The sequence below is a fragment of the Neobacillus bataviensis LMG 21833 genome, from assembly GCF_000307875.1.
Classification (GTDB): domain Bacteria; phylum Bacillota; class Bacilli; order Bacillales; family Cytobacillaceae; genus Neobacillus; species Neobacillus bataviensis.
Window position 1 is genome coordinate 20,373 of sequence record NZ_AJLS01000185.1, and the last position, 13,639, is coordinate 34,011.

The 13,639-nt window shown below is 37.8% G+C and carries 12 protein-coding genes; 11 read left to right on the forward strand and 1 reads right to left on the reverse strand.

The features are described from left to right. Window positions 1–134 precede the first annotated feature (134 nt). From uxaC to BABA_RS25345, 7 genes are all read left to right on the forward strand, one after another. Window positions 135–1,538, forward strand: a complete 1,404-nt coding sequence (uxaC, locus tag BABA_RS25315) for a glucuronate isomerase (protein ID WP_007088131.1) — start codon at window positions 135–137, stop codon at window positions 1,536–1,538. A 142-nt stretch (window positions 1,539–1,680) separates the two neighbouring features. After that, a complete protein-coding gene (gene gndA / locus BABA_RS25320; RefSeq protein ID WP_007088132.1) occupies window positions 1,681–3,093 on the forward strand; it encodes an NADP-dependent phosphogluconate dehydrogenase in 1,413 nt (470 codons plus the stop codon). 213 nt (window positions 3,094–3,306) lie between these two features. Beyond that, the gene (locus BABA_RS25325) at window positions 3,307–4,218 is read left to right on the forward strand and encodes an AraC family transcriptional regulator (protein ID WP_007088133.1); all 912 of its coding nucleotides are present in this window, start codon (window positions 3,307–3,309) and stop codon (window positions 4,216–4,218) included. Beyond that, entirely contained in the window at window positions 4,219–5,106 is an 888-nt protein-coding gene (locus BABA_RS25330) for a sugar phosphate isomerase/epimerase family protein (RefSeq protein WP_007088134.1), read from the forward strand. A 2-nt stretch (window positions 5,107–5,108) separates the two neighbouring features. After that, complete coding sequence (locus tag BABA_RS25335; RefSeq protein WP_007088135.1) at window positions 5,109–6,269, forward strand: Gfo/Idh/MocA family protein; 1,161 nt, start codon at window positions 5,109–5,111, stop codon at window positions 6,267–6,269. Window positions 6,270–6,340: 71 nt separating this feature from the next. Next, window positions 6,341–7,345, forward strand: coding sequence for a Gfo/Idh/MocA family protein (locus BABA_RS25340; RefSeq protein ID WP_007088136.1), 1,005 nt, complete (start codon window positions 6,341–6,343; stop codon window positions 7,343–7,345). A 3-nt stretch (window positions 7,346–7,348) separates the two neighbouring features. Then, window positions 7,349–8,209, forward strand: coding sequence for a sugar phosphate isomerase/epimerase family protein (locus BABA_RS25345; protein ID WP_007088137.1), 861 nt, complete (start codon window positions 7,349–7,351; stop codon window positions 8,207–8,209). A 302-nt stretch (window positions 8,210–8,511) separates the two neighbouring features. On the opposite strand, the gene BABA_RS25355 is transcribed toward BABA_RS25345, so the two are convergent. Continuing rightward, window positions 8,512–9,423, reverse strand: a complete 912-nt coding sequence (locus tag BABA_RS25355) for a nuclease-related domain-containing protein (RefSeq protein WP_007088139.1) — start codon at window positions 9,421–9,423, stop codon at window positions 8,512–8,514. Between the two features lie 259 nt (window positions 9,424–9,682). Here BABA_RS25355 and BABA_RS25360 point away from each other — a divergent pair, with 259 nt between their 5' ends. Genes BABA_RS25360 through BABA_RS25375 form a run of 4 tightly spaced genes read left to right on the forward strand, consistent with a single transcriptional unit; the run spans window position 9,683 to window position 13,606 of the window. Continuing rightward, the gene (locus tag BABA_RS25360; protein WP_007088140.1) at window positions 9,683–10,342 is read left to right on the forward strand and encodes a YesL family protein; all 660 of its coding nucleotides are present in this window, start codon (window positions 9,683–9,685) and stop codon (window positions 10,340–10,342) included. A 37-nt stretch (window positions 10,343–10,379) separates the two neighbouring features. Next, window positions 10,380–11,327, forward strand: a complete 948-nt coding sequence (locus tag BABA_RS25365; protein ID WP_007088141.1) for a carbohydrate ABC transporter permease — start codon at window positions 10,380–10,382, stop codon at window positions 11,325–11,327. Between the two features lie 29 nt (window positions 11,328–11,356). Continuing rightward, the gene (locus tag BABA_RS25370; RefSeq protein ID WP_040347558.1) at window positions 11,357–12,190 is read left to right on the forward strand and encodes a carbohydrate ABC transporter permease; all 834 of its coding nucleotides are present in this window, start codon (window positions 11,357–11,359) and stop codon (window positions 12,188–12,190) included. A gap of 54 nt (window positions 12,191–12,244) precedes the next feature. Further along, window positions 12,245–13,606, forward strand: coding sequence for an ABC transporter substrate-binding protein (locus tag BABA_RS25375; protein WP_007088143.1), 1,362 nt, complete (start codon window positions 12,245–12,247; stop codon window positions 13,604–13,606). Window positions 13,607–13,639: the final 33 nt, after the last annotated feature.

Sequence of the window (13,639 nt, forward strand, 5' to 3'; positions counted from 1 at the left end):
TAGGAATATAGTTAATTTGTTTATTAAACAAATTAAAAGAAAAGAGCAATTTTATATTTTTTTAAATGCATTGAAAGGGTTTACAGGAAAGTATGATAAATTGTAATTATTTTAGTAAATCGGGAGGAATTTTGATGAAGTCCTTTTTAGACAAACACTTTTTGCTAAACACAGACGCAGCAATCCAACTATATGAAAATGCGGCAGCCGAGGCGCCAATTTTTGATTTCCATTGCCACTTAAATCCACAGGAAGTATGGGAAAACAAGTCATATGAAAATATTACCCAAATTTGGCTTGGGGGAGACCATTATAAATGGCGGACACTGCGGATGCATGGTGTAGCGGAAAAATACATTACCGGTGATGCTTCTGATTGGGAGAAATTCGAAGCTTGGGCAGAAACCATGCCTCATTTAATCGGAAATCCTGTTTATCATTGGGCACAATTAGAACTGAAAATGTATTTCGGCATTGATAAATTACTAAGTCCGGAAACAGCTCGAGAAATTTGGGATGAATGCAATGAAAAATTACAAACACCTGAATTTAGTGCAAGAGCTCTTATTGAAAAATCTAATGTGAAGTTTATTGGTACAACAGATGATCCGATTTCAACCCTTGAATATCATCAATTATTAAAAAATGATGATTCTTTTAAGACAATGATTGCTCCAACATTCCGTCCTGATGGTGCTCTTTTCATTGATCGTCCTACTTTCACTAGCTGGATTGAAAAGCTAGCTCAGGTTTCAGGTATAAAGGCAGATACATTAGATGGATTTTTAGCTGCGCTTAAACAGCGGGTTGATTATTTCCATGAAAATGGCGGCCGAGCTTCGGACCATGATATTCAAAAAATGGAGTATGTGGAAACAACGAAAAATCAAGTTGAAGCCATTTTCAATAAACGTTTAAGCGGGGAGCAACTTACAAACGAAGAATTAGTTGCGTATCGTATTTTTGTTTTGAAAGAATTAGGGAAAATGTATGCTGAAAAACAATGGGTTATGCAGCTGCATATGGGTGCTATGAGAAGCAATAATACAAAAATGAAAGAGCTTATTGGCCCTGACACTGGCTTTGATTCTGTTGGCGAAGCGAATATGGCTGAAGGCTTGTCCCGCTTCCTTGATGCACTTGATCAGGAAAATGCCTTACCAAGAACAGTATTATTTAACTTAAATCAAAAAGATAATGTCGTGCTAGCTGGGATGATGGGGAACTTCTATGAAGAAGGTATTCCAGGAAAAGTCCAACTGGGCTCTGGCTGGTGGTTCTTAGACCATATTGATGGCATGGAAAGACAAATGAAGGACTTTGCTAATGTTGGCATACTCAGCCACTTTATTGGTATGCTGACTGATTCGCGCAGTTTCCTATCCTATGCACGTCATGACTATTTCCGTCGCATTCTATGTAACATTCTAGGTGGATGGGTAGAGCAAGGCTTGGCGCCAAATGACATGAAGCATATGGAGCAAATGGTACGGAACATTTGCTATCATAATGCCGAAAAATTCTTTTTAGAAAGATAATGGCTTTGCAATGACAGGGAGAACTACATTGAGGTTTCTCCCCCTTGATTACATAGGTAAAATAAGTGTTTAATTATATGAATTAAGATCAAAAATAGGTTAGAATAGGTAATATTGATTTTAGAAAGGAAAGGGATATAAAATGTCAAAACAACAAATTGGTGTAGTTGGTCTAGCGGTAATGGGAAAAAACCTTGCTTTAAATATTGAAAGCCGCGGCTATTCGGTTGCCGTTTTTAACCGTTCATATGATAAAACAGAGGCGTTTTTGAAGAACGAAGCAGAAGGTAAAAACTTTGTCGGTGCCCGTACCGTTGAGGAATTTGTTAATTCGTTAGAAAAACCACGTAAAATTTTATTGATGGTTAAAGCTGGTAATGCAACAGATGGAACGATTGATTCATTAAAACCATTCCTTGAAGAAGGCGATATTCTTATTGATGGCGGTAATACCTTCTTCCAAGATACAATTAGACGTAATAAAGAACTAGCAAATGCAGGGTTCCATTTTATCGGCACTGGTGTTTCCGGCGGTGAAGAAGGGGCATTGAAAGGACCTTCCATTATGCCTGGCGGTAACAAAGAAGCATATGATTTAGTAAAGCCAATATTAGAGGCGATTTCGGCGAAAGTTGAAGGAGATCCATGTTGTACGTATATTGGACCAAATGGTGCCGGTCACTATGTGAAAATGGTTCATAATGGCATTGAATATGGCGATATGCAATTAATTTGTGAAGCATACTTTATTTTAAAGAATGTGCTTGGATTAAGTACAGAAGAACTTCATAATGTTTTTGCTGAATGGAATAAAGGTGAACTTGACAGCTACTTAATTGAAATCACTGCAGATATTTTTACAAAAGTGGATGAAGAAACAGGTAAACCATTGGTTGATTTGATTTTAGATACTGCTGGCCAAAAGGGTACAGGTAAATGGACAAGCCAAAATGCCTTAGATTTAGGTGTACCTCTTCCAATCATCACAGAATCAGTTTTTGCCCGTTTTATCTCAGCAATGAAAGAAGAACGTGTTAAAGCTAGTCAAGTATTAAATGGCCCAGCTGTAAAACCATTTGAAGGAAATAAAGAAGAATTAATTGAAGCCGTTCGTAAAGCATTATATATGAGCAAAATTGTGTCATATGCACAAGGCTTTGCCCAAATGCGTGTGGCATCTGAAGAATATGATTGGAATCTTCAATACGGAAATATCGCGATGATTTTCCGCGGCGGCTGCATCATTCGTGCTCAATTCTTACAAAAAATTAAAGATGCCTACGACCGTGATTCAGAATTAGCGAATCTATTATTAGATCCATACTTTAAGGAAATTGTTGAAGGCTATCAATCCGCACTACGCCAAGTGTTGGCTGTTGCGATTGAGCGCGGAATTCCAGTGCCTTCATTTGCAAGCGCAATTGCATATTATGACAGCTATCGCACTGAAACGCTTCCTGCAAACCTATTGCAAGCACAGCGTGACTATTTCGGTGCACATACGTATCAACGAGTTGATAAAGAAGGGGTATTCCATACTAACTGGATGGAGTAAGCTTCACCTGTTTTCCTTATAAGAGACAAAACTTTCCATGAAAGGGCTGGTTTTGTCTCTTTTTTTTGAAATAATTGCCTTAGATTTCATTCCAAAAAGCAATATCAGTCAAATTTATAAATAAAATGAGCATTCATGGAGAATGCTTTTTAAGTACAGAAGGATTAAAATTATATCAAGGTTTGATAACGCTTACTTAGAAGGGTTGGTGTTATGAATCAAGTAAAGATGGATAACTGGATTACAGCATTATACAGAGTCCAAGGAGTAGATTCCTATTCCATTCAATTTCATTCCCATCATGAATATGAAATTTATTTCTTTTGCGGAGGAGATTGTAAGTATTTAATCAGTAATCGAATTTATGAATTGCATCCGGGAGATATTATCCTATTGGATGGCATGACATTGCATAAACCGAACCCGAACATAGAGAGCACTTATACAAGAAGTATGATTCACTTTTCACCAGCATGGATGGCTGAAATTGCCTCTGTACTTGGGATCCCTGATTTATTAGATCCATTTAAAAAGCTCAACAATTACCTATTACGAACGGGTTACAATGAATCAGGCCAATATATTGATGGCCAGATGAAAAAAATTGCCGGATTGCTGGCACAAGAGGATGAAGAAATACAGCGGACAGGCATAAAGAATGACCTGTTAGAGACTGAGGTCAAGCTTGAATTAGTACAATTACTCTTAAGAATTTATAAAATGAGTCAACAAGAATTAGCACATGTTCCAAGCAATAAAACAGAAAAGGAAGTCCATGCTGAGGCAATTGCCTCATGGATTAATGACCATTATGCTGAAAAAATTAGCTTGGATCGAATTTCAACTGAACTAAATTTAAGTAAATATTATACATCACACGTTTTTAAAGAAGTAACCGGTTTTACCGTGATGGAATATGTAATGGGCTGCCGACTTAACCAGGTGAAGTTTTTATTAGAAATGGAACCAAATCTTACCTTAGCTGAAGTATCAAGTGCGGCCGGCTTTGAAAGTGTTGCCCATTTCAGCCGCTTTTTTAAAGAAAAGGTAGGGGTAACACCATCCCGTTACCGCAAAAATAAACTTACATCCAGCACATCAACAACAAAGGAGGATTCTCTATAAATGAATGAGGATTTATTGATTTCTGGCTTTTCAGATGAAATCTCGTCTGATTTTGATACACAGCTTGAGGTTGTTTCAAACCTCGGCATGCGGTATCTATCATTACGTGGCATTGATGGGAAAAATATTGGTGATTTTACTGTTGATGAAATCAAAGAGAAGGTACAGCCAAGGCTTCAAAAAGCTGGAATTGGTGTTTCTTCCATCGGCTCACCAATCGGTAAAGTATTCATCAACGATGAAGAAGGCTTTGCCAAGCAAAAGCTGATGTTGGACACGCTTTGCCAAATTAGCAACTTGCTCGATTGCAAATATATGAGAATCTTCAGCTTCTACATTCCTAAGGGTGAGGATGCAGATCAGTATCGTGATGAGGTAGTTAGCAAGCTAAAGGAATTTGCAGCCATTGCAGAAAAGTACAATGTAATTTTACTGCATGAAAATGAAAAGGATATCTTTGGTGATATCGCTAGACGCTGTCATGAGATTTTAACGGAGGTAGGATCACCTTACTTTAAAGGGATTTTCGACTTTGCTAATTTCGTACAGTGCGGTGAAGATACACAGGAGTGTTACGATCTCTTAAAAGATGAGATTGTTTATATACACATAAAGGATGCTGTAACATCGGATAGTCAAAACGTTGTCTGTGGAACTGGAGAAGGAAAAATACCCGAACTATTAGCTCAGTTTATTAAGAGCGGCTACAAAGGCTTTTTAACTCTTGAACCACATCTTGTTCTCTTTGATTCTTTAAAGGACTTAGAGCTTGAAGACGCAACCGAGATTATTAAGGACAACAAAGGGCTGGATGGTGCCGGCGGCTATAAGCTTCAATATGAAGCACTTTTAGACATTCTTAAAAAAATTGAAAGCGAGGGAGTTTAATTATGGCAGATGTAAGATTAGGGATTATTGGATTAGGTGCAGAAGGTGGTATGTATGCTAATTTAATCACCGAAGGCAAAGTAAAAAACATGGTGATTGGTGCAATTTGTGATATTGATCCTGCAAAAAAACAAGTGGCAGAAGAAAAATATCCTGGTGTTCCTTTCTACGATAATTATATCACTATGCTTGAAAGTGGTGATGTTGATGCAGTTGTTACAACTGTTCCGCATTACCTCCATCCAGAAATGGGAATTGAAGCATTAAAACGTAACCTCCATGCGTTAGTGGAAAAACCGGCTGGGGTTTATACAAAACAAGTGAAAGAATTAAACGACTTTGCTGCAACAAAGCCTGAACTTAAGTTTGCAATCTTCTTTAACCAGCGTACAAATCCACTTTATAAAAAACTAAAAGAACTTATTGATAATGGTGAGATTGGAAGCATTCGCAGTACCAACTGGATTATTACGACCTGGTGGAGACCTCAAGGGTACTATAATCAAAGTGAATGGAGAGCAACTTGGGGCGGAGAAGGCGGCGGTGTCCTTGTAAACCAAGCGCCACACCAAATTGACTTGCTTCAATGGATTTGCGGCATGCCGAAAAAGGTTTATGCAAAGTTAAACTTTGGCTATCAAAGAGATATTGCGGTTGAAGACGATGTGACTGCGGTATTTGATTATGGAAATGGTGCTACTGGTGTATTTGTAACGAAGACACACGATGTAGTAGGGACAGACCGTTTAGAAATCCATGGCGATAAAGGAAAAATTGTAGTTGATGATAGTAAGAAAATTACCATCAAGCGCCTGAAACAATCTGAGAGTGAAATGAGCAATTCCATGGATATGTCAGATGTTATGAAGCTGTTTATGGGCGGCGGTGCTGGTGATATATTCACTGAAGAAGTAATTGAATTCGAAAGTGTTTGGGGTAAGCAGCACGCTGATGTATTAGAGGACTTTGCTTCAGCGATTGTAGATGGTACACCATTATTAGCACCAGGAAGCGACGGTATTAATGGGGTTAGACTTGCAAATGCGATGCACCTATCAAGCTGGTTAGGAAAAGAAATCGAAGTACCATTTGATGAAGATTTATTCCTAGAAGAATTAAATAAACGGATTGCCGAAGAAGGTAAATATCCGGTTAGAAAGTAATCAATCACATGAAACGAACTCGGGCGCGCATAAAAAGGCGCCTGAGTTCATTTCAAAAAGGGGAAAAGCTTATGTTAAAAGCAGCATTAATTGGGCTGGGAGACATTTCTAATATCCATCTGCCAGCCATCAAAGCAAACCCGAATGTGGAACTGACTGCAGTTTGTGATTTGGATGAAAGTTTTAGGGATATTGTCCCGGAAGCACGTTTTTATACCGACTATCAAGAAATGTTAGAATCAGAAGAATTAGATGTTGTTCATATCTGTCTTCCCCATTATTTGCATAATCCGGTAACAAAGGCAGTCGTTGAAAAAGGTGTCCATGTATTTCTTGAAAAGCCGCTTGGTTTAAATGCGGAAGAGGCTCTTGAGCTCGTTGAATTAGAACAAAGACATCCCGAAACAAAGATTTGTGTTTGCTTTCAAAACAGATATAATGAGTCGTTTGAAATGCTTCAAGAAATCGCCGGGAGTGGAGAGTATGGCAAAATTGTAGGGATTAAAGGCCTTGTAGCATGGCATCGCCCTAAATCTTATTATGATGCGAAGCCTTGGCGTGGACAAATGAAATATGCCGGCGGCGGGGTGATGATCAATCAAGCGCTACATACGATGGATTTAATGCAATTACTTGGCGGAAGGATAGAGTCGATCCGCGGCAGCGTTGATCAGCTGCTTGACTATGGTATCGAAGTGGAAGATACCGCATCAGCACGAATTCAATTTGAAAGTGGTGCCACTGGTTTGTTCTTTGCCACGAATGCAAATGCCGTAAATTCAAGCGTTGAACTTCAAGTCGTTTTTGAAAAAGGAAAATTCACGATTAAAGATAGTATTTTAACTAGAGTAAATGAAGATGGGAAGAAGGAAGAATTAATAGAGGATGCCAAGCTTCCTGGCACAAAATTTTATTATGGTGCAAGCCATCAAAAGCTCATTCACCTATTCCATCAATGTATTGAAGATAATTCTGACAACTATGTACACGCTAAAGATGCAGCGATCTCGATTGAAATGATTGATGCAATTCGCAAGTCTTCTGAATTAAAACAAACAGTCAAAATGGAGGGATAAACAATGGAAAAAGGTAAAATTGGTGTTCAAATGATGATGCTAAAGGGCAAAGTGGAAGAACTAGGTGCCTATGAAACAATGAGAAAAGTTAGTGAGCTTGGCTATCATGCGGTAGAAGTATCGCAAATTCCCATGACTCCGGAAAATGTTTCAGAATTAAGAAGAGCGAGCGTAGACTTTGATATTAAAATTGCTGCAATGTCAGCTGCTGTAGAGCCAATGCTTCCAGGTGCTCCTGGGGAGACTTTAACAAGTGATTTCGATAAAATTGTTAGTGATTGTAAGGCGCTAGATTGTAACTTCTTACGCATCGGGATGCTTCCATTAACCTGTATGGGTCATAAAGATAAAATCATGGAATTTATTGAAAAAGCAGAAGCAATGGCACATAAATTAGCTGAGCACGGTATCGAATTGTATTACCATACTCACCATCTCGAATTCCAAAAATATGATGGAGTCTATCTGTTGGATCTCATTAAAAATAATACATCGAAGCTTGGCTTTGAATTGGATGTTCACTGGATCCAAAGAGCTGGAGAAAATCCTGTCGAGTTTGTTAAACAATATGCCGGCCGAATCGCATTATTGCACTTAAAAGATTATCGAATCGGTCAAATGGATATAAGCAATGTAGACTTTAAAGATATGGCGAAATTCTTTGATATCTTTACGAATACAATTGAATTTGCTGAGCTTGGCGAAGGCAACCTTAATATCAAAGCAATTGTGGAAGCTGGACTTGAGAGCGGAGCACAATATTTCTTAGTTGAACAAGATGACACGTATGGCCGTGACCCGTTTGATTGCCTTGAGATCTCTGCTAAGCACTTAAGAGAATTAGGTTTTTCTGAGTGGTTTTAAGTTTAGTGAAAGGCAGCTGTTCCAATAGCTGCCTTTTCTTTTCTTAAAAAAAGGTCTTCATCAAGCCGATGAGGACCTTTTTTTTAGAATCCCGGGAGAAATGTCCGATAGAAGGGGTCTAAAGGACAAAACTCCGAAAGTCTCGGAAGAAATGTCCGATAGAAGGGGTCTAAAGGACAAAACTCCGAAAGTCCCGGGAGAAATGTCCGATAGAAGGGCTCTAAAGGACAAAACTCCGAAAGTCCCGGAAAAAATGTCCGATAGAAGTACCTTTCAAATACTGATATAGGAAATTACCTCTTTCACTCATAAAAAACCCATCGTCGGTTGCCAATAATTTTGAAGTTTTTCCTAAGAATTCTTCTGATTCTCTTTTCAGAATCTACCACCCCGCACCATTCATGAACAAGACTCGTTGTAATCTTCAAATCTGGAAAAAGCAGCTTTATTTCCCTTACATTCCGCAAAACCGCAGCTCCCACCAGCTCTTCATGCCCACAATCACCACACACACATTTCTTCCAATGTACTGATATCGAAAACGAGTCGCACACTTCACAAGTCATCCCCTTTCGTACTTGCCCATATGTATAAGGGGGGAGCGTTGTATAAGGATTTTTATCTATATGAAGGGAAATCAACTTATCAGCCAGCATTTTATGCCTACCGTTTAATCGAGATGGTGTCGAATCAAATTCCTTCAAATAATTTTCTACTTGTGTTGGAAAAATAAATGGCTTGTCCATGGGGGCTTGGAATAAGGTGAATTTAGGATTGATAAAAACGACCTGGGCCTCGATAGGAAAGTTATACCCAATATTCTGGAGTAATTGACGGAGCAGGGATTCGCTGCGATTCAATTGGGTTAGTGGATTACTATATTCTTTTTGCGGCTTCTTATATAATATATCTTTGTCGGAATCGTAAAAATAATCATCTTCATTATTTTTTATTTCATAAAAACAAATTCTGGAAGAAATGATAATTAATGTGTCAATTTGAAATGTCATGTTGTTCACCTTAAACAGCAAATCATTCAAAATATAGCACTCACATTGAAGTTTCTCCGTTAATGTATCAAACATTTCCTCTCCTTCATACCCCTTTTTCAGTCTGAAAATACGCTGCTTATCTTCCTCCGGCAATGTCATTCGTGTGTTTAAAAATCCCAAAATCAAAAATTCTTTAGATCTAATACGAGGTTTATAAGCCATTCGCCACATCCTTTCTTTCAAGTCTATTTTATAAAATAAAATATGTGATTTTAGCCTCTCTAAGTGAAAGTTTTGTTAACTTTTTTCAAAAATTAAAAAATGATTGCAAAGAAATATATTTCAGAACATTACAAGATGTCAAAATATTTTCAAATGAGTAAAAAAAATCTATATGAATATTTTTATAATTTTCATACAATTATTAATATAGTCATTGAACTTGAACAAATAAAAAATACAAATGAATGGGGGAGGAACGATGGAATCTACCAGACTACTAAATAATGTAAATGCTGCATGTGACTGGGTTGTTAAATTGCTTTATCTTAATCTCCTATGGATTCTGTTTACTGTCACAGGGCTGGTAGTTGCAGGGATAGTTCCGGCAACAGTTGCCATGTTTACAGTCATGAAAGGATATCTTGCAGGTGAAAATGTAAGGGTTTTCAATAAATTCAAGAAGGTATATAAAGAGGAATTTCGAAGGGCTAACCGATTAGGAATCGTGCTCATGATCATACCGATTATTTTTTATACTGATTGGCTATTTACCAACTATCTTTCAGGTACCATGGAAATGATCGCTAAAGGGATTCTCATTGGTAGTGCTTGTTTATATGGAATCACACTGATTTATGTATTTCCAGTCTATCTTCAAGTAAACAGGAAGGCGTTTACTGCTATGAAAATGGCTTTTCTTATCGGAATAACCTATCCCTTTTATACGTTAATGATACTTACTTCTATTACTTCCTTACTATTTTTATTTGTTTTCCTTCCAATGGCGGGATATCTCTTCTTTGCAAGTGGTTTAGCATGTATTATATCATTTTTTACTTTACGGTTATTTCAAAAAATAGAGATACGTGCAGAGAAAATGCAAAAGAAGGAAAGGCCTCGATGGGTTATTAATAACTAACAAGGAATGATGAAACAGATTAGGAGAGGTGAGGAATATGAATATTGAAGCAAAAACAGTTCTTGAAAAAGCAGAGGTTGGCGTGAAAGTAAAGAAAAAGAAAAGTGCCATCGAAAAACGAGAGAGTTTGACCGGTATTTTGTTTGTTTCCCCAATGTTAATCGGCGTGAGTGTGTTAACGCTTATACCTATCCTGGCAACGTTTCTATTAAGCTTTGCGGATTGGAATTTCATTGTTGGATTTAAATCAATCAAATTTGTGGGATTGGATAATTTTAAAGCCTTATTTGAAAATGAAGTGTTTCTTAAATCGGTGGTGAACAATTTACTCTTTCTACTGACAGTTCCATTATCCATGCTATTCGCATTAATTATCGCCATCGTCATTGATAAACATGTGTATGCAAAAAGTTATTTTAAAGTAGCCTTTTTCATGCCTTACATTTCAAGTATTGTCGCCATTGCCGTAGTTTGGCAGGTTCTATTTAATCCGACTGAGGGACCAATCAATCAAGTGTTATTTTCACTTGGTATCGAAAATCCACCTACGTGGATAGCGGATCCTGATTTCGCGCTAATCTCAGTAATGATCATTCAAATTTGGGCATCCATCGGATTTAGCATGATTATCTATTTAGCGGGATTGCAGTCGATTCCAAAGGAGCTCTATGAAGCAGCTGATATGGACGGGGCACGGGCATGGGATAAATTTAAACATATTATGCTTCCAGTTTTATCACCGACAACCTTCTTTCTATTAATAACAGGAATCATTGGTACTTTTAAAGTGTTCGATTTAATTGCTGTATTAACAAGGGGCGGCCCAATTAATTCTACCACCATGCTTGTATGGCATTTGTATGAAAGCGCGTTTGTTAATTTAAAAATTGGCTATGCCTCCGCGATTGCGGTTGTCCTATTCTTCTTCGTGCTTATCATAACCTTAGTGCAGTGGGTTGGACAGAAAAAATGGGTGAATTATTAAAACGAACTCAGGCAAGGGAGGGAAAATTCATGGAGAAAAAAATAAATATTCGAAAGATCATCATTACGATTATTTCCTTTATTGTAAGCATCGCCTTCTTACTTCCATTTATTTGGATGCTATCGACCTCATTTAAGATAGAGGCAGATGTGTTTAAATTTCCAATCGAGTGGATTCCAAAAAGGTGGAACGGTATAGAAAACTATAAAGAAGTTTGGTTAGGTAAATATCCTTTCGCATTATATTATTGGAATTCAATTAAAATCACGGTCATAACAACGCTTATTTCTGTAACAGTATCCGCGATGGCTGCTTATGGATTTTCAAAAGTGAACTTTCCAGCGGGGAAATTCCTGTTCATCATTGTGTTGACAACCTTCATGGTACCGCAGCAGTCGATTTTAGTGCCTCAGTTTATTTTATATCGTTATTTAGGCCTTTTTGATAGTCATACCGGATTAATCCTATTAGGGAGCTTTAGCGTATTGGGAACCTTTATGTTAAGACAATTTTTTATGGGGATTCATTCGGACTATATTGATGCAGCAAAAATTGATGGGGCTGGCCATTTTAGAATATTTTGGTCAATCGCCCTTCCAATTGTCCGCCCGGCAATAGCCACCTATGGGATCTTACGCTTCATTTGGACGTGGAATGATTATCAGAATCCATTGATCTTCTTGCGTACCGATGGATTATACACGATCCAATTAGCCATGCAAAAATTCACATCATTAAATGGTGAATTTTATTCCTTGATCATGGCGGCGGCAGTTTCATCGATACTTCCGCTCATTATTGTCTTTGTTATCGGGCAGAAGCAGGTTATTGAAGGAATTGCACTTGGCGGTGTTAAAGGTTGATTCGGTTTCACAGCATCAAAAAAATATATAATAAACTAGTAGGGGGTAGGGAAAATGAAGAAAATACTATTATTGTTTTTAAGCCTCAGTTTAGTTTTAGGAATTCTGGCTGCCTGCAGCAAGCCGGAAAAATCTTCAAGTTCAGGTGAAAAGGGGCAAAAGGATCAAAAGACGGAAGAACCGGTCACAATTAAATTTTATACTCATGGTACTGAAGATGGTTACGCATGGGATAGGACAATCAAAGCTTTTGAAGAAAAATATCCAAATATCAAGGTAGACGTTGTACAACTTAGTGAAAAACAGGATGGACAAGAAGCATTGAAAAAAATCGATTTAGCTGCCGCTTCTGGAGAAGATATGGATGTTATTATGTTCACGAATACTCCTAACTATGCTCAGCGTGTGAATTTAGGAATGCTGGAACCACTTGACGAATTTATTAAAAAAGACGGATATAAGGTTGCAGATGAATATAAAAATGACCCAATAGTCAATGGTAAATATTATGGCCTGCCTGGAAAATATGTTTCATGGTTTGTCCTATTAAATAAAGATAAATTAGATGCAGCAGGACTTGAAGTACCGAAGAGCTGGACATGGGATGAATATATGGAATATGCTAAAAAACTGACTAAAGACGGGAAATATGGAACCTATTTTCATGGTCCATGGCAAGGTGCATGGGCAAACTATATCAATTTGAAAATGCAAGCCCAAGAAAAAGATGCTGGTTTCTTAAAAACCGATGGGTCATCCAATATGGATAGTCCACTATATAAAGAGTCGTTGGCCATGCGTTTGAAAATGGAGAAAGAGGATAAATCAGCAGTACCATATTCTTCAATGATTTCTCAAAAAATGAATTACCGTGATCAATTCTTTACACAGCAAGTCAGCATGATTGTAACGGGTACCTATATGATCGCAGAACTTGGAGGATCAGAGCGTTTCCCTGCTGACTTTAACGTAGCAGTTGCCCCATTCCCGCAAAATAAAGTGAGCGACAAAGGGTCATACTCTCCAGCTGACGGAGATATCTTGGGGATTTCCGCCAATTCAAAGCATAAACAGGAAGCATATAAGTTTATTAGATGGTATACAACCGAGGGACAAGTTGCTCAAGGCATTAATATTTCCGCATGGAAAAAGACAACAAGCGACCAAACAATCAAACTAATCAACGATACGATAGCAGGCGCACAGAGTCCTGAGAAGGTAGATAAAGAATCTCTAATCCACACAATTCAAACATCTATTACAGCACAAGCAGGAAAACCAGTTCCATATCAGTCGGAAATTGACCTTGCGTTATCAACTGAGTTCGAAAAATTATTTCTTGGAAAGCAAAGCCTTGATGAAACAGTAGCAAACTCTAAGAAGGTCGTACAAGAGATTATTGATAAAAACAAGTAAGTAGATAATTCTCAACTTTCTCACTAGTAAAGT